The following is a 15,906-nucleotide window of genomic DNA, read 5'->3' as shown; positions in this document are numbered from 1 at the left end:
AATTTGAGAAAAGTTAAGCTAGTTTTAAGCTTCGTCTTGTATCATATAGTCATTAAATAAAGACCTCCTAACTTTATTTAATAAAATCCTAAACTTTTCTTTTTCATAATAATCTCCCTTAACTCCACCCAATCAGGTGGAGTTTTTTGGCTCTATTTCAGGCTTTTGGGGACTATTTTAAACATCATTTTCCGATATTTTTCGGATTTTGGTCGGGGAATTGGCGGGGACTTTTTGAGATTTTGGCGGGGATTTTTTTAGCGAATATGACTAAGAAATAGGTTTGCTGTTACTTCAGCTACTTCAAACTCAATTTGATTGTAAGTGACTGTTAATTGAAGGACTGAAACTGCTGTAATAATGATTTTGCTTGTCCAGTAGTGGCGTATTAAATGAGGAGTGACATATAAGATTGTCTCTTCGTTTACGAAATCAAAATTTCTATGAAATTGATAGAATCCCTAACTTTCTCTTAATCTTGACCGTTTTGTTGTAAAGCGGTTAAAGCTTGAGAAGCTGAGGTTGTAAAGTTTTGACAAATTTTGTGAACTATGGGATAATGGAGAGGAATTAAGGATTAGTTCTATATCATGGACTAGAAAAGACCCCAAGCTCACGTCCAAATAAGCTTGGGGTCTTTTTTGACACTATCTATCTTTGTTTAGCCATTTATCGACTAAGCGAAGGATGACACCGACCACAATCGGTCCGATGATAGTTTTAAGGATTAGTTCCATCATGGGCTATCTCACCTCCTTTCGTAGGCGGTGTAGCAGTGCCGAACAATATTATACCACATAAGTGCTAAACTCGGGAGTCACCCAATCAGGTGGAGTTTTTTGGCTCTATTTCAGGCTTTTCGGGAGTTTTCTAAACATCATTTTCCGATAGCTTTCGCTTAATCTTGAACGTCTTGTAGTACAGAGGTTCAAGAGGATATAAACCTTTGACAAATTTTGTGAACTATGGGATAATAAAAGGGAATTAAGTATTGTGTCTATATCATAGGCTAGAAAAGACCCCAAGCTCACGTCCAAATAAGCTTGGGGTCTTTTTGACACTATTTGTCCTTGTTTAGCCATTTATCGACTAAGCGAAGAACGACACCGACCACAATTGGTCCGATGATAGTTTTAAGTATTGTATCCATCATGGGCTAATTCACCTCCTTTCGTAGGCGGTGTAGCAGTGCCGAACAATATTATACCATAAAAGAGAAATTGGACAAAAACTCAATTTCAGGAGAAAATGAAGTAAATCTTTCCACAATAAAACGCATAGTATCAAGGTTTTTCAACACCTGATATTATACGTTTTTTGATTTTAAAGACTTTTTTCTCAGACTCATGCTTGGTTTTGTCAGTTTTCTTACCTTCTCTTTACAGAAACTGAATTTTACACGGCAGATTTGTCACAAAATGGATTATTTGATTTTACGACTTTGTTTATCATCTTTAATTTAGTTTTACTTGCTTTAGCATGCTGGGCAGGATACAAGTGGAAGAGGGGATATTAACAAAAGTGGAGAAAACGACATTAGTTTCTCTCCACTTTTACGTTTATAGCTAATTGGTAATTATAACTTATTACGATTGAAGTCACCTATCCTTATCTTTCAAAAAATGATCAATCTTAGCCATCATGAGCTTGTGCTCGTATATTTTACAGATATCACGCGCCTGTAAATAATAGTCAAGAATTTCATCGTGCTTTAAAAAATCTTTTCCGGCATTTGCAACGATAGTTAAAAGAGGCGCCAGCTGATAGCTGGTCTCTTTTTGTTTACAAAAGTCAATGGTTTCCAAGGCTTCCTGGACGGCTTCTAATTCCTTCCCTTTAGAGTGTAAATAATAGGCGAAGTTATGTTTAACTCGAATATAACCAAATAAATACTCTTGGTGGTTTAAATCTTTTTCCTGATACAAACTGATAAGAAGTGAGTTATTTTCTTCGTATTCTGCATCACGCCCTACAGAAAAATAAAAATTAGATAAAGTATTGAGAAGTTTAAGATATACAGATGAGCTGACCGAAAGCTTTGGCAAAGCGTTTTCTAGACTGGCGATAGCTTCATCTTTGGAACTATGTAAGTAGAAAAGGATAATCGCTTGAATCCATAGAAGATAAAATTCATCCTCAGTAGACAGATACTGATACTTTTCTTTTTCTAAGTTTAAGAGGTATTCTAAATCCTCGTAATTACGATCTTCAAGTAATTTTTCTGCTAATTTCTTAAACGGTGTTATATTGGAAGTCATTTCAATCTGTTCATCGAAAAAATATTCTAAAGGAACTTGAAGCCGATTTGCAAGTTTATAGAGTAAATCAGCAGCAGGCATATAGTTGCCACGTTCTATTTTGCTGATTTGGCTTTGCTCACAAATTCCTTCGGAAAGTGTTTTTTGTGAGAAGCCTTTTTCTTTCCTCTTTGCTTTTAGTTTGTCAGATAATATGCTCATCTTTAAACCTTCTTTAAATAAATTTATGATTAATTATATACTTTTAATCTCTATTTTTCAACTTCCTGGCACAAAAATAGTCTTAAAAGAATTAATAGAAAATAAACTGAAAAAAAGAATACTTTTTATTGACAAAGAATATTTAAAGTAGTACACTTACAAGTGTAAAGATAAGAAAAAGGTGGTTAATATGAGTATTTTAGCAAAGTTTCGTAAAATCATTTTTAGATTATCTTTTTTCAGGATTATTTGTAAGCGATTGCGTTTAAAAACTGTAAATCAATCACAATATATTTGGGGTTCGAGAGTTATACAATAAGCTGCAACAACTAGTGGAGTTGATCTTGAGCTGGCGGATTGATTTATTAAACTTTTTGTGAAGTAACATTTATAAAATGGATCGTGCCACAGATTGAAGGACTTAAAGGGGGATTGTAAGTTTGCTATACCCTATTACCTTCTCATATAAGTGGTTATACAGGAACTACTCTATTATATCTCTTGATGTGGGTGTATAGATGTTAGGAGGAGAATAAAATGAGAAATCCAGTAATACAGACATCTAATTTATCAAAATCCTATGATGGGAAAATTGTCTTAGATAAGATAGATTTTACGCTAAAACAGGGTGAAATTTATGGCTTACTAGGAAGAAATGGCGCTGGAAAGACAACCTTTATCAAGGCTATTTTAGGCTTGACAGCTATGGATAGTGGTGAAGTGAATATTCTATCTGAAAAACTGTTAGGTGAATTTTCTAAGGATTTGCTATCTCAAATCGGTGTGGTATTGGACAGTGCTTCTTTTTATCCTAATTTAACGGGACCTGAAAATCTCTCTATTTTTGCAAGATTGAGAGGGATTTCGCTAAAACAGGTGGAGCAAGCTTTACAAGTAGTAGGATTAGATGGGGAAAATAAAAAACTATTCAAGCAGTATTCTCTGGGAATGAAGCAAAGGTTAGCAATTGCTAACGCTATTATGCACCAGCCGAAAATTCTGATATTAGATGAACCAACAAATGGTTTGGATCCTATTGGTATCCTTGAAATGCGCCGTTATCTAAAGGAACTCAGTACCAATCATGGCATTTCGATTTTAATATCCAGCCACATTATTTCAGAACTTGAAAAGCTTGTAGATAGAGTTGGGATACTGCATGATGCCCACCTTATGGCTGAAAAGACTATGAAGGAATTAATAGATGGTGCAGATAAAAGGAAAATCCACCTAATTGTTTCGGATGCTCCTCAAGCTAAGGAAGTGCTTTGCAGGATAAATCTGCAAGAACAGATTAGTATTCTTTCGGATATAGAACTTGAACTTCAGGGAGAATTACCTACTTTTGACATTGCAGTCGTATCTAACTCCTTAAAAGACAACGGAATAGTTCTAAAAGAATATTCTTATAAAAACAATGAAAGTTTAGAGGATTACTTTAAGCGGATAACAGGAGGTGAGGGAATTGCTTGATTTAGTGAAGATTGAATTTCTCAAACAAAGGCATCAAAAACTGAATTTTGTCGTATATGGTGTTGTTTCCCTCTACCTAGCTCTCATCTGTTATTATGTAAATGATGCGAGAGGCTTGTTTGACTCCTTTCCCTTTGTCTATAAATTCTCTTTGTCTTATTTAAACTTTTTGATTCTCCCTTTGTATTGTGTTTCCTATACAATACAGGCATTTGGTGTAGAATATCGCTATCGCATCATGAACAACTTGAAACTCGCTTCAGCAAATCTAATGAAGACATTCTGGGCTAAGATTTTGTATATAGAAATCAACGCTCTGTGTATCATGTTATTCACCTATATTTCGGTTTCCTTATTCGCACTACTATCCCGCTTTTCTTCGACAGTCAGTTTGTCTTTATTATTAAGATTCTTCTATCTTTGTATGAGTAGTGGTATCTTAATTCCCATGGGAGTATTTCCTTTAGTTGCTTTGGTCATGATAAAAGTCAGAGGCAAGGAGATAGTTGGGAATTTGGTCGGTGTCATGTATGTTTTAGTGTCATTTTTTTTAGCAAGGACGAGTCCAAATATCAGTCCAGTAACAAGTGCTAACAGTTTAATCTGGGAAGGAAACAGAGAAGGAGTGGTGCTTCAACAGCCAACTATCTTATCGATTGTTGTACTAGGTTTATCTTTACTTTTTTTGTCTTTCTTGTCCATTAAATCTTGGTTAAGAAAGGTGGATGAATAAATGTTGATGCTAGAATTGACTAAACTAAGAAGGCGAAAGATACTGTATATGATTCCCTTTGTAGCCATCCTGCTCTTTTTGTTAGAGTTTATGATTGGTCATCAGATTTATCAAGGGCATTCGTACGGTAGTGTGAATGGCTGGTATGTAGAAAATGGTTTCTTCTTTTTGAATTACTATTTTCTCCTCCCTTTTGCGAGCATGATTTTAGTGGATTTGATAAGAATAGAACAAGTGTCTAAAACGATTTCAAATCTCAGACTGATTCCTGTCGATTTGAAACAATTACTCCAAGCGAAGTTTATGCTTGCTTTGTTGATAAATCTGCTAGTTAGCGAGATTGCATTTTTAACTATGCTTGCCCTGGAGCTAATGGATGGTGATTTTGCTTTCTCTAGTCTTGCAATGTTATCTTGGGGACTTGTTTATGGAGCAATTGCTTTTGCTTATACACTGTCTGCTGGTATTATTGTCCTCTTCTTAGGAAAATATCGGAAGGAACTTATCCTTGCCCTACCACTTGCCTTTTTATTGTCATTTGCAGGTTTGTTTGCTTTAACAACGGTTGTTGGGCGGTATTATCTGGCAAATTTACTACTAATCATCATGGAGGACTTCACGGTTTTAACAGTTTTTGTATATGCCATATGGCTAGTTACCTTGGTGGCATGTCTCCTTTATTTGTTGGCAGATAAACGCATGATGAACATTATTTTTGCTTATAAATGACAAGCTGAGTAGATGAGGATATAAATCTTTGACAAAATTTGTGAACTGTGGGATAATAAAAAGGAATTGAATACTAGTTCTATATCATAGGCTAGAAAAGCCCCCAAGCTCACGACCAAATAAGCTTGAGGTCTTTTTTGACACTATTTGTCCTTGTTTAGCCATTTATCGACTAATCGAAGAACGACACCGACCACAATTGGTCCGATGATAGTTTTGAGCACTAATTCCATCATGGGCTATCTCACCTCCTTTCGTAGGCGGTGTAGAAGTGCCGTATAATATTATTCCACATAAGTGTTAAACTCGGGAGTCACCAATCCAGTGGCTTTTTTGTTTGTGGCTTGGTTTTTTGATATAATAGAGCTATGAGTAGAATTTTAGATAATGAGATAATGGGGGACGAGGAGTTAGTAGAACGCACGCTCCGTCCTCAGTACTTACGTGAATATATCGGGCAGGACAAGGTCAAGGATCAGCTTCAAATCTTTATCGAGGCTGCCAAAATGCGGGATGAGGCGCTGGATCATGTGCTTTTGTTTGGTCCTCCAGGCCTCGGGAAAACGACCATGGCTTTTGTTATTGCCAACGAACTAGGTGTCAATCTCAAGCAGACTTCGGGTCCAGTCATTGAAAAAGCAGGTGATTTGGTAGCGATTCTGAATGACTTAGAACCTGGGGACGTCCTCTTTATAGACGAGATTCATCGTTTGCCAATGTCAGTGGAAGAGGTGCTTTATAGTGCCATGGAGGACTTTTACATTGATATCATGATTGGTGCTGGTGAAGGCAGTCGCAGTGTTCATTTGGAGTTGCCACCTTTTACCTTGATTGGTGCGACGACTCGGGCTGGTATGCTGTCAAATCCGCTACGGGCACGTTTTGGAATTACAGGTCATATGGAGTATTATGCCCATGCTGACTTGACAGAAATTGTCGAGCGGACGGCAGATATTTTTGAGATGGAAATCACTCATGAGGCAGCGTCTGAGTTGGCCCTACGTAGCCGTGGGACCCCTCGTATTGCTAATCGTCTCCTCAAGCGCGTGCGAGATTTTGCCCAGATAATGGGGAATGGGGTGATCGATGATGTTATTACCGATAAGGCTTTGGCCATGCTGGATGTTGACCATGAAGGTTTGGACTATGTAGACCAGAAAATCCTTCGGACCATGATTGAGATGTACGGTGGTGGTCCTGTCGGATTAGGAACTCTTTCTGTTAATATTGCTGAGGAGCGTGAGACGGTTGAGGATATGTACGAACCTTACCTAATCCAGAAAGGTTTTATCATGCGAACACGGTCTGGACGGGTGGCAACGGCTAAGGCTTATGAGCATTTGGGTTATGAATATAGTGAAAAATAAGCAAGAAATTCTAGAAGCTTTCAGAGAAAATCCGGATATGATGGCTATTCTGACGATTATACGAGACCTTGGTCTGAAAGACTCGTGGTTGGCAGCAGGTTCTGTCAGAAATTTTATCTGGAATCTTTTGTCAGAGAAACCCCCTTTTGACTGTGAAACGGATGTGGATGTGATTTTCTTTGATTCAGATCTTTCTTACGAGGAAACCTTGTCCCTAGAGAAAAAGTTGAGAGCGGATTTTCCTCAGTACCAGTGGGAATTGAAAAATCAGGTCTATATGCACCAGCACAGTCCTCATACTGCGCCCTATACCAGCTCTCGTGATGCTATGAGTAAGTATCCAGAACGGTGTACGGCAGTTGGGCTTCGCTTGAATGAAGACTCCGCTTTGGAACTTTTTACTCCTTATGGACTTGAGGATATTTTGAATTTTCAAGTTTGCCCAACTCCTCATTTTTTAGAAAATGAAGACCGAATGGAGCTCTATCAAACACGTTTATCCAAGAAAAATTGGCAGGAGAAATGGAAAAATTTGATTTTTAAAAATACTTAAGGAAACTTTAAGCTAGGAAGTGTATACTAAGTACATAAGTTAAGAAGACCTTAACTTAAACTCCTAAAACTTTTTCATAATAATCTCCCTATAAAAAATAAAGTCGCCCAATCAGGCGGCTTATTTTTTTGGAAATGGGCTTTGTGCCTGAGAATAATACTCAATGAAAATCAAAGAGCAAACTAGGAAGATAACCGCAGGTTGCTCAAAACACTGTTTTGAGGTTGCAGATAGAGCTGACGTGGTTTGAAGAGATTTTCGAAGAGTATAAATAGCTTAGTGATAGAAGAAAATAGGGAAATATGGTATAATGAAACGATAGATTTTTGAATAGGAATAAGATCATGTTTGGATTTTTTAAGAAAGATAAGGCTGTGGAAGTAGAAGTTCCGACACAGGTTCCTGCTCATATCGGCATCATCATGGATGGCAATGGCCGTTGGGCTAAAAAACGTATGCAACCGCGAGTCTTCGGACACAAGGCGGGCATGGAAGCATTGCAAACTGTGACCAAGGCAGCCAACAAACTGGGAGTTAAGGTTATTACAGTTTATGCTTTTTCTACGGAAAATTGGACCCGCCCCGATCAGGAAGTCAAGTTTATCATGAACTTACCAGTAGAGTTTTATGACAATTATGTCCCGGAATTGCATGCGAATAATGTTAAGATTCAAATGATTGGGGAGACAGATCGCCTGCCTAAGCAAACCTTTGAAGCTTTAACCAAGGCTGAGGAATTGACTAAGAACAACACAGGATTGATTCTTAATTTTGCCCTCAACTATGGTGGACGTGCTGAGATTACACAGGCGCTTAAGTTGATTTCCCAGGATGTTTTAGATGACAAAATCAACCCAGGTGACATCACAGAGGAATTGATTGGCAACTATCTCTTCACCCAGCATTTGCCTAAGGATGTACGAGATCCGGACTTGATTATCCGTACTAGTGGAGAATTACGTTTGAGTAATTTCCTTCCATGGCAGGGGGCCTATAGTGAACTCTATTTTACAGATACCTTGTGGCCTGACTTTGACGAAGTAGCCTTGCAGGAAGCCATTCTTGCCTACAATCGTCGTCATCGCCGATTTGGAGGAGTTTAGGAGGAGATATGACAAAGGATTTACAAAAAAGAACCTTGTTTGCAGGGATTGCCCTGGCTATTTTCCTACCGATTTTGATGATTGGGGGACTCTTGCTTCAGATAGCAATTGGAATTATAGCCATGCTAGCCATGCATGAACTTTTGAAGATGAGAGGTTTAGAGACCATGACTATGGAGGGGCTCTTGACCCTCTTTGCAACCTTTGCCCTGACCATTCCCTTGGAGAATTACCTGACTTTTTTGCCAGTTGATGGGAATGTGGTTGCCTATAGTGTGTTGATTTCAATTATGTTAGGAACGACTGTTTTTAGCAAGTCTTATACGATTGAGGATGCTGTTTTCCCTCTTGCTATGAGTTTCTATGTGGGCTTTGGATTTAATGCCTTACTAGATGCTCGTGTTGCAGGTTTGGACAAGGCTCTCTTAGCTTTGTGTATCGTCTGGGCGACCGACAGTGGTGCCTATCTTGCTGGGATGAACTATGGGAAACGAAAATTAGCACCAAGGGTATCGCCTAATAAAACACTTGAGGGTGCCTTTGGCGGTGTTTTAGGAGCAATTTTAGTAACCATTATCTTTATGATAGTTGACAGTACAGTTGCTCTTCCGTATGGAATTTACAAGATGTCAGTCTTTGCTATTTTCTTTAGCATAGCTGGACAATTTGGTGATTTACTAGAAAGTTCGATTAAGCGTCACTTTGGTGTTAAGGATTCTGGGAAATTTATCCCTGGACATGGTGGTGTTTTGGATCGTTTCGATAGTATGTTGCTTGTATTTCCAATCATGCACTTATTTGGACTCTTTTAATCAAAAGACGGAGGAAATACTATGCTCGGAATTTTAACCTTTATTCTGGTTTTCGGGATTATTGTGGTGGTGCACGAGTTCGGACACTTCTACTTTGCCAAGAAATCAGGAATTCTAGTGCGTGAATTTGCAATTGGTATGGGACCCAAAATCTTTTCTCATATTGGTAAGGATGGAACGGCCTATACCATTCGAATCTTGCCTTTGGGTGGCTATGTTCGTATGGCCGGTTGGGGTGATGATACGACTGAAATCAAGACAGGGACTCCTGTCAGTTTGACGCTTACTGATGACGGTAAGGTTAAACGCATCAATCTCTCAGGTAAAAAGTTGGATCAAACGGCCCTCCCTATGCAGGTGACCCAGTTTGACTTTGAAGACAAGCTCTTTATCAAGGGCTTGGTTCTGGAAGAAGAAAAAACATTTGCAGTGAATCACGATGCAACGGTTGTGGAAGCAGATGGAACTGAGGTTCGGATTGCTCCCTTGGATGTACAATATCAAAATGCAACTATCTGGGGCAAACTGATTACCAACTTTGCAGGTCCTATGAACAACTTTATCTTAGGTGTCGTTGTTTTTTGGATTTTAATCTTTATGCAGGGTGGTGTCAGAGATGTCGATACCAACCAGTTCCATATTATGCCCCAAGGGGCCTTGGCTAAGGTGGGAGTACCAGAGACAGCTCAGATTACCAAGATTGGTTCACATGAGATTAGCAACTGGGAAAGTTTGATCCAGGCTGTGGAAGCAGAAACCAAAGATAAGACGGCCCCGACCTTGGATGTGACTATTTCTGAAAAGGGGAGTGACAAACAAGTCACTGTTACTCCTGAAGAAAGTCAAGGTCGTTACCTTCTAGGCGTTCAACCGGGAATTAAGTCAGATTTTCTATCTATGTTTGTGGGTGGTTTTACAACTGCTGCTGACTCGGCTCTCCGAATTCTCTCAGCTCTGAAAAATCTGATTTTCCAACCGGATTTGAACAAGCTGGGTGGACCTGTTGCCATCTTTAAGGCAAGTAGTGATGCTGCTAAAAATGGAATTGAGAATGTCTTGGACTTTTTGGCAATGATTTCCATCAATATCGGGATTTTTAATCTTATTCCGATTCCAGCTCTGGATGGTGGTAAGATTGTGCTCAATATCCTAGAAGCTATCCGCCGCAAACCATTGAAACAAGAAATTGAAACCTATGTCACCTTGGCCGGAGTGGTCATCATGGTTGTCTTGATGATTGCTGTGACCTGGAATGACATCATGCGACTCTTTTTTAGATAATCGAGGAATATTATGAAACAAAGTAAAATGCCTATCCCAACGCTTCGCGAAATGCCAAGCGATGCTCAAGTTATCAGCCATGCTCTTATGTTGCGAGCTGGTTATGTTCGTCAAGTCTCAGCAGGTGTTTATTCATACCTACCACTTGCCAACCGTGTGATTGAAAAAGCTAAAAATATCATGCGTCAAGAATTCGACAAGATTGGTGCCGTTGAGATGTTAGCTCCAGCCCTTCTCAGTGCAGAATTGTGGCGCGAATCAGGTCGTTACGAAACTTATGGTGAAGACCTTTACAAACTAAAAAACCGTGAAAAATCAGACTTTATCCTAGGTCCAACTCACGAAGAAACCTTTACAGCTATTGTCCGTGATTCTGTTAAGTCTTACAAGCAATTGCCACTTAACCTTTACCAAATCCAACCTAAGTATCGTGATGAAAAACGTCCACGTAATGGACTTCTCCGTACACGTGAGTTCATCATGAAAGATGCCTACAGCTTCCACGCTAACTATGATAGCTTGGATAGTGTTTATGATGAGTACAAGGCTGCTTATGAGCGTATTTTCACTCGTAGTGGTTTAGACTTCAAGGCTATCATTGGTGACGGTGGAGCCATGGGTGGTAAGGACAGCCAAGAATTTATGGCCATTACACCTGCTCGTACAGACCTTGACCGCTGGGTTGTTTTGGACAAGTCAGTTGCCTCATTTGATGAGATTCCTGCAGAGGTGCAAGAAGAAATCAAGGCAGAATTGCTTAAATGGATGGTCTCTGGTGAAGATACCATCGCCTACTCAAGTGAATCTAGCTATGCGGCCAACTTGGAAATGGCAACAAACGAGTACAAACCAAGCAACCGTGTTGTCGCTGAAGAGGAAGTGACTCGTGTTGCAACGCCAGATGTTAAATCAATCGATGAAGTGGCAGCCTTCCTAAACGTTCCAGAAGAACAAACGATCAAAATCCTCTTCTACATGGCAGATGGGGAGCTTGTTGCGGCCCTTCTAGTTGGAAATGACCAACTCAATGAAGTTAAGTTGAAGAACCACTTGGGAGCAGATTTTTTTGACGTTGCGAGCGAAGAAGAAGTGGCGAATCTTGTTCAAGCAGGGTTCGGTTCACTTGGACCAGTTGGTTTGCCAGAGAATGTTAAAATCATTGCAGACCGTAAGGTGCAAGATGTTCACAATGCAGTTGTCGGTGCTAACGAAGATGGCTACCACTTGACTGGTGTGAACCCAGGTCGTGATTTTACTGCAGAATATGTGGATATACGTGAAGTTCGTGAGGGTGAAATTTCCCCAGACGGGCAAGGAGTCCTTAACTTTGCGCGTGGTATCGAAATTGGTCACATCTTCAAACTCGGCACTCGCTATTCAGCAAGCATGGGAGCAGATGTTTTGGATGAAAATGGCCGTGCTGTGCCAATTATCATGGGATGTTACGGTATCGGTGTCAGCCGTCTCCTTTCAGCAGTGATGGAGCAACACGCTAGCCTCTTTGTTAACAAAACGCCAAAAGGTGAATACCGTTACGCTTGGGGAATCAACTTCCCTAAAGAATTGGCACCATTTGATGTGCACTTGATTACTGTCAATGTCAAGGACGAAGAAGCGCAAGACTTGACAGAAAAACTTGAATCAAGCTTGATGGGAGCTGGTTACGAAGTCTTGACAGATGACCGTAACGAACGTGTCGGAGTCAAATTCAGCGACAGCGACTTGATTGGGTTGCCAATCCGCATCACTGTTGGGAAGAAAGCAGCTGATGGTATCGTAGAAGTCAAGATTAAAGCGACTGGTGACACTATCGAAGTTCATGCAGATAATGTGCTCGAAACGCTTGAAATCCTAAGCAAGAAATAAAAACTATAATCAGAAGAAAAACAAGGAAAAAATGTAACTAGTTTTTACCTTGTTTTTTCTGTATAATGGGAAAAATGAGTAGATAAAGAGGTAAATGTATGCTAAGATTTCCAAAGGATTTTGTCTGGGGTTCCTCCACTTCTGGGCCGCAGACAGAAGGGCGTGTAGCTGGTGACGGCAAGGGAGATAATCTCTGGGATTATTGGTACCAAGTGGAGCCAAATCGTTACTATAATGGGATTGGTCCAGATAAAACATCAACCTTTTATGAAAACTGGGAAAAGGATATTGAGCTACTGTTAGAAACTGGTCACACGGCCTTTCGGACTTCTATTCAGTGGTCACGGATTTTTCCACAAGGGCGTGGGGAAGTCAATCCTCAAGGTGTAGACTTTTACCGTAAGGTTTTTGAGGCTATTAAGGCCAAAGGGATTCGTCTTTTAGTGAATCTTTATCATTTTGATTTGCCTTTTGCTCTTCAAGAAGCTGGTGATGGTTGGGAAAATAAGGCGACAGTTTCAGCTTATGAAGATTATGCTCGTTTTTGTTTTGAGACTTATGGAGATTTAGTGGATCAATGGATTACCTTTAACGAGCCCATCGTTCCTGTAGAGTTTGGCTATTTTTACGATGCCCATTATCCACATAAGTTGGATGCAGAAGCAGCCGTTAAAGTAGCCTATCATACACAATTGGCTAGCAGTCGGGCGGTTAAGGCCTGTCATGAACTTTTGCCAGATTCCAAGATTGGGATTGTTTTAAACTTGACACCGGCTTATCCACGTAGCCAGCATCCTGCTGATGTCAAGGCTGCTCGTATTGCAGACCTTTTCCAGGCTCAATCTTTTTTAGACCCATCTGTTTTGGGGACTTACCCACAGGAGTTGGTAGAAATCTTGCATGAACACGGTCTCTTACCTGATACTACGGAGGAGGAGTTGGAACTCATTCGTGATAATACGGTGGACTTCCTTGGTGTCAACTACTATCAACCTTTGCGTGTTATGGCGCCTCGATTTGCTAAGCATCCAGAGAGTCCACTCTTACCAGAACATTTTTACGAGCCTTATGTGATGCCTGGACGTAAAATCAATCCTCATCGTGGCTGGGAGATTTATGAGCAAGGGATTTATGACATCGCCCAAAATATCAAGGAAAATTATGGTAATATCGAGTGGATGTTGACTGAGAATGGTATGGGTGTTGAAGGGGAAGAACAATTCCGTGAGAATGGAATGATTCAAGATGATTACCGTATTGACTTTGTAAAAGGTCATCTGCGTGAACTGCACCGTGCCATTGAAGATGGAGCCAACTGTAAAGGATACTTAATCTGGACCTTTATTGATTGCTGGTCATGGCTCAACAGCTATAAAAATCGCTATGGTTTGGTCGAATTAGACTTGGAAACGCAAGAACGTCGTCTGAAAAAATCAGGGAACTGGTTCAAGGAATTAAGCGATAATAATGGATTTTAAAAAAGGACTCTGACTGATTATCCTAATTGGTCAGAGTTTTTTTGTTTACAAGAAGTTAATATGAACTATACCAATTTTTACTCTTGACAAGTGAAAGAAACAAGTATATACTGTTCTTGCTGGTTCTATAAAAGAGGAATTAGACTATACCAATTTTAAGGAGAAAGCACAGCTGGTCTGTGTCGTATATACTATGTGTGGAATTGTTGGTGTTGTTGGGAACACAAATGCAACTGATATTTTGATTCAAGGGCTTGAAAAGCTCGAATACCGTGGCTATGATTCTGCGGGAATTTTTGTCCTAGGTGGTGCTGAAAACCATCTAGTCAAGGCTGTAGGTCGTATTGCAGAATTGTCTGCCAAGACAGCTGGTGTTGAGGGAACAGCTGGTATCGGACATACTCGTTGGGCAACTCACGGGAAACCAACTGAGGATAATGCTCACCCACACCGCTCTGAGACAGAACGTTTTGTCTTGGTTCACAATGGGGTGATTGAGAACTATCTTGAAATCAAGGAAGAATACCTTGCAGGACACCACTTCAAGGGGCAAACAGATACGGAAATCGCCGTTCACTTGATTGGAAAATTTGCAGAAGAAGGTCTCTCAGTTCTTGAAGCCTTCAAAAAAGCTCTTCACATCATCCGTGGTTCTTATGCCTTTGCCTTGGTTGACTCACAAAATCCTGAAGTTATCTACGTAGCTAAGAATAAATCACCACTTTTGATTGGTCTTGGGGAAGGCTACAATATGGTCTGCTCAGATGCTATGGCTATGATTCGTGAGACCAACCAATACATGGAAATTCATGACCAAGAGTTGGTAATCGTCAAGGCTGACAGTGTAGAAGTTCAAGACTATGATGGTAATAGTCGTGAGCGTGCTAGCTACACTGCTGAGCTTGATTTGTCAGATATCGGTAAGGGAACTTATCCTTACTACATGCTCAAGGAAATTGATGAGCAACCAACGGTTATGCGTAAACTCATCCAAGCCTACACAGATGAGGCTGGTCAAGTAGTCGTAGATCCAGCTATCATCAAGGCTGTTCAAGAGGCGGATCGCATCTACATCCTTGCGGCTGGAACATCTTACCATGCAGGATTTGCTTCTAAGAAGATGTTGGAAGAATTGACAGATACACCAGTCGAACTTGGAATCTCATCTGAGTGGGGTTACGGTATGCCACTTCTCAGCAAGAAACCACTTTTCATCTTTATCAGTCAGTCTGGCGAAACGGCTGATAGCCGTCAGGTTTTGGTCAAGGCTAATGAAATGGGAATCCCAAGCTTGACAGTGACAAACGTGCCAGGTTCAACCCTTTCACGTGAAGCCAACCATACCATGTTGCTTCATGCAGGTCCTGAAATTGCCGTGGCATCAACTAAGGCTTATACAGCACAAATCGCAGCCCTTGCCTTCCTAGCAAAAGCAGTCGGTGAAGCAAACGGCAATGCCAAAGCGCAAGCATTTGACCTTGTTCATGAGTTGTCAATCGTAGCTCAGTCTATCGAATCAACTCTTTCAGAGAAAGAAACCATCGAAGCCAAGGTTCGTGAGCTTCTTGAAACAACTCGTAACGCCTTTTATATCGGACGTGGCCAAGATTACTACGTAGCTATGGAAGCAAGCCTCAAACTTAAAGAGATTTCTTACATCCAGTGTGAAGGTTTTGCGGCAGGAGAACTCAAGCACGGAACCATTGCCTTGATTGAAGAAGGAACACCTGTCTTGGCCCTCTTGTCTGACCCAGTCCTTGCTAACCACACTCGTGGAAATATCCAAGAGGTCACAGCCCGTGGTGCCAAGGTGCTTACAATCGCAGAAGAAAATGTTGCCAAAGATACAGACGATATCGTTCTTACAACCGTACACCCTTACCTCTCACCAATCTCAATGGTCGTACCAACGCAATTGGTCGCTTACTTTGCAACACTACACCGTGGTCTGGATGTGGATAAACCACGTAACCTTGCTAAATCAGTAACGGTAGAATAAGCTAAAAAAGTCTAGTTATCTAGGCTTTTTCTTGTGAGCAAATGGGTTGCTTG

General features: G+C 40.4%; 15 protein-coding genes and 1 pseudogene. 12 read left to right on the top strand and 4 right to left on the bottom strand.

Annotated features, from left to right (window positions below; all coding sequences use genetic code 11):
• Window positions 1-647: 647 nt before the first annotated feature.
• On the bottom strand, window positions 648-740 hold the full coding sequence (locus CYK18_RS05345; RefSeq protein ID WP_000970294.1) for a type I toxin-antitoxin system Fst family toxin: 93 nt from the start codon (window positions 738-740) through the stop codon (window positions 648-650).
• Window positions 741-1,060: 320 nt separating this feature from the next.
• The gene (locus CYK18_RS05340) at window positions 1,061-1,153 is read right to left on the bottom strand and encodes a type I toxin-antitoxin system Fst family toxin (RefSeq protein ID WP_000969509.1); all 93 of its coding nucleotides are present in this window, start codon (window positions 1,151-1,153) and stop codon (window positions 1,061-1,063) included.
• 228 nt (window positions 1,154-1,381) lie between these two features.
• On the opposite strand from CYK18_RS05340, the pseudogene CYK18_RS11245 reads away from it, so the two are divergent.
• Window positions 1,382-1,516: pseudogene (locus CYK18_RS11245) on the top strand (DUF5966 family protein); the annotation flags it as partial.
• Between the two features lie 82 nt (window positions 1,517-1,598).
• Here CYK18_RS11245 and CYK18_RS05335 read toward each other — a convergent pair.
• Complete coding sequence (locus CYK18_RS05335; RefSeq protein ID WP_101785515.1) at window positions 1,599-2,459, bottom strand: helix-turn-helix domain-containing protein; 861 nt, start codon at window positions 2,457-2,459, stop codon at window positions 1,599-1,601.
• Window positions 2,460-2,996: 537 nt separating this feature from the next.
• On the opposite strand from CYK18_RS05335, the gene CYK18_RS05330 reads away from it, so the two are divergent.
• The 3 genes from CYK18_RS05330 to CYK18_RS05320 are packed head-to-tail and all read left to right on the top strand — an operon-like array spanning window position 2,997 to window position 5,394.
• A complete protein-coding gene (locus tag CYK18_RS05330) occupies window positions 2,997-3,932 on the top strand; it encodes an ABC transporter ATP-binding protein (protein WP_101785513.1) in 936 nt (311 codons plus the stop codon).
• A complete protein-coding gene (locus CYK18_RS05325; protein ID WP_078352629.1) occupies window positions 3,925-4,665 on the top strand; it encodes an ABC transporter permease in 741 nt (246 codons plus the stop codon). The genes CYK18_RS05330 and CYK18_RS05325 overlap by 8 nt, the downstream gene beginning before the upstream one ends.
• Complete coding sequence (locus CYK18_RS05320; protein WP_078352628.1) at window positions 4,666-5,394, top strand: ABC transporter permease; 729 nt, start codon at window positions 4,666-4,668, stop codon at window positions 5,392-5,394.
• A gap of 143 nt (window positions 5,395-5,537) precedes the next feature.
• Here CYK18_RS05320 and CYK18_RS05315 read toward each other — a convergent pair whose 3' ends face one another.
• A complete protein-coding gene (locus CYK18_RS05315; protein ID WP_000970382.1) occupies window positions 5,538-5,630 on the bottom strand; it encodes a type I toxin-antitoxin system Fst family toxin in 93 nt (30 codons plus the stop codon).
• Between the two features lie 132 nt (window positions 5,631-5,762).
• On the opposite strand from CYK18_RS05315, the gene ruvB reads away from it, so the two are divergent.
• From ruvB to glmS, 8 genes are all read left to right on the top strand, one after another.
• A complete protein-coding gene (ruvB, locus tag CYK18_RS05310; RefSeq protein ID WP_101785511.1) occupies window positions 5,763-6,761 on the top strand; it encodes a Holliday junction branch migration DNA helicase RuvB in 999 nt (332 codons plus the stop codon).
• Window positions 6,742-7,314 (top strand): nucleotidyltransferase family protein, encoded by a 573-nt coding sequence (locus CYK18_RS05305; protein WP_101785510.1) that lies wholly within the window; start codon window positions 6,742-6,744, stop codon window positions 7,312-7,314. Before ruvB ends, CYK18_RS05305 begins: the two co-directional genes overlap by 20 nt.
• Window positions 7,315-7,658: 344 nt before the next feature.
• Window positions 7,659-8,417 (top strand): isoprenyl transferase, encoded by a 759-nt coding sequence (locus tag CYK18_RS05295; RefSeq protein WP_101785508.1) that lies wholly within the window; start codon window positions 7,659-7,661, stop codon window positions 8,415-8,417.
• 8 nt (window positions 8,418-8,425) lie between these two features.
• On the top strand, window positions 8,426-9,229 hold the full coding sequence (locus CYK18_RS05290) for a phosphatidate cytidylyltransferase (RefSeq protein ID WP_101785506.1): 804 nt from the start codon (window positions 8,426-8,428) through the stop codon (window positions 9,227-9,229).
• Between the two features lie 21 nt (window positions 9,230-9,250).
• Window positions 9,251-10,510: an RIP metalloprotease RseP gene (gene rseP / locus CYK18_RS05285; protein ID WP_101785504.1), complete on the top strand. Its 1,260-nt coding sequence runs from the start codon at window positions 9,251-9,253 to the stop codon at window positions 10,508-10,510.
• A 12-nt stretch (window positions 10,511-10,522) separates the two neighbouring features.
• Window positions 10,523-12,376 carry a proline--tRNA ligase gene (locus CYK18_RS05280; RefSeq protein ID WP_101785503.1) on the top strand — a complete coding sequence of 618 codons (1,854 nt, stop codon included), beginning with the start codon at window positions 10,523-10,525 and terminating at the stop codon, window positions 12,374-12,376.
• Window positions 12,377-12,474: 98 nt separating this feature from the next.
• Entirely contained in the window at window positions 12,475-13,854 is a 1,380-nt protein-coding gene (bglA, locus tag CYK18_RS05275; protein WP_101785501.1) for a 6-phospho-beta-glucosidase, read from the top strand.
• 193 nt (window positions 13,855-14,047) lie between these two features.
• Window positions 14,048-15,853, top strand: coding sequence for a glutamine--fructose-6-phosphate transaminase (isomerizing) (gene glmS / locus CYK18_RS05270; RefSeq protein WP_101785499.1), 1,806 nt, complete (start codon window positions 14,048-14,050; stop codon window positions 15,851-15,853).
• The last annotated feature ends 53 nt before the right edge of the window (window positions 15,854-15,906 follow it).

Origin of the sequence: Streptococcus mitis (assembly GCF_002860865.1) — a bacterium.
In the GTDB taxonomy this organism is placed as follows: Bacteria; Bacillota; Bacilli; order Lactobacillales; family Streptococcaceae; genus Streptococcus; species Streptococcus mitis_AT.
This window is presented reverse-complemented; position numbering and strand designations above follow the sequence as displayed.

Excerpts from the sequence above, each read along its gene's own strand:
- CYK18_RS05345 (WP_000970294.1), bottom strand. The coding sequence starts at position 740 with ATGATGGAACTAATCCTTAAAACTATCATCGGACCGATTGTGGTCGGT.
- CYK18_RS05340 (WP_000969509.1), bottom strand. The coding sequence starts at position 1,153 with ATGATGGATACAATACTTAAAACTATCATCGGACCAATTGTGGTCGGT.
- CYK18_RS05335 (WP_101785515.1), bottom strand. The coding sequence starts at position 2,459 with ATGAGCATATTATCTGACAAACTAAAAGCAAAGAGGAAAGAAAAAGGC.
- CYK18_RS05330 (WP_101785513.1), top strand. The coding sequence starts at position 2,997 with ATGAGAAATCCAGTAATACAGACATCTAATTTATCAAAATCCTATGAT.
- CYK18_RS05320 (WP_078352628.1), top strand. The coding sequence starts at position 4,666 with ATGTTGATGCTAGAATTGACTAAACTAAGAAGGCGAAAGATACTGTAT.
- CYK18_RS05315 (WP_000970382.1), bottom strand. The coding sequence starts at position 5,630 with ATGATGGAATTAGTGCTCAAAACTATCATCGGACCAATTGTGGTCGGT.
- ruvB (WP_101785511.1), top strand. The coding sequence starts at position 5,763 with ATGAGTAGAATTTTAGATAATGAGATAATGGGGGACGAGGAGTTAGTA.
- CYK18_RS05305 (WP_101785510.1), top strand. The coding sequence starts at position 6,742 with ATGAATATAGTGAAAAATAAGCAAGAAATTCTAGAAGCTTTCAGAGAA.
- CYK18_RS05295 (WP_101785508.1), top strand. The coding sequence starts at position 7,659 with ATGTTTGGATTTTTTAAGAAAGATAAGGCTGTGGAAGTAGAAGTTCCG.
- CYK18_RS05290 (WP_101785506.1), top strand. The coding sequence starts at position 8,426 with ATGACAAAGGATTTACAAAAAAGAACCTTGTTTGCAGGGATTGCCCTG.
- rseP (WP_101785504.1), top strand. The coding sequence starts at position 9,251 with ATGCTCGGAATTTTAACCTTTATTCTGGTTTTCGGGATTATTGTGGTG.
- CYK18_RS05280 (WP_101785503.1), top strand. The coding sequence starts at position 10,523 with ATGAAACAAAGTAAAATGCCTATCCCAACGCTTCGCGAAATGCCAAGC.
- bglA (WP_101785501.1), top strand. The coding sequence starts at position 12,475 with ATGCTAAGATTTCCAAAGGATTTTGTCTGGGGTTCCTCCACTTCTGGG.
- glmS (WP_101785499.1), top strand. The coding sequence starts at position 14,048 with ATGTGTGGAATTGTTGGTGTTGTTGGGAACACAAATGCAACTGATATT.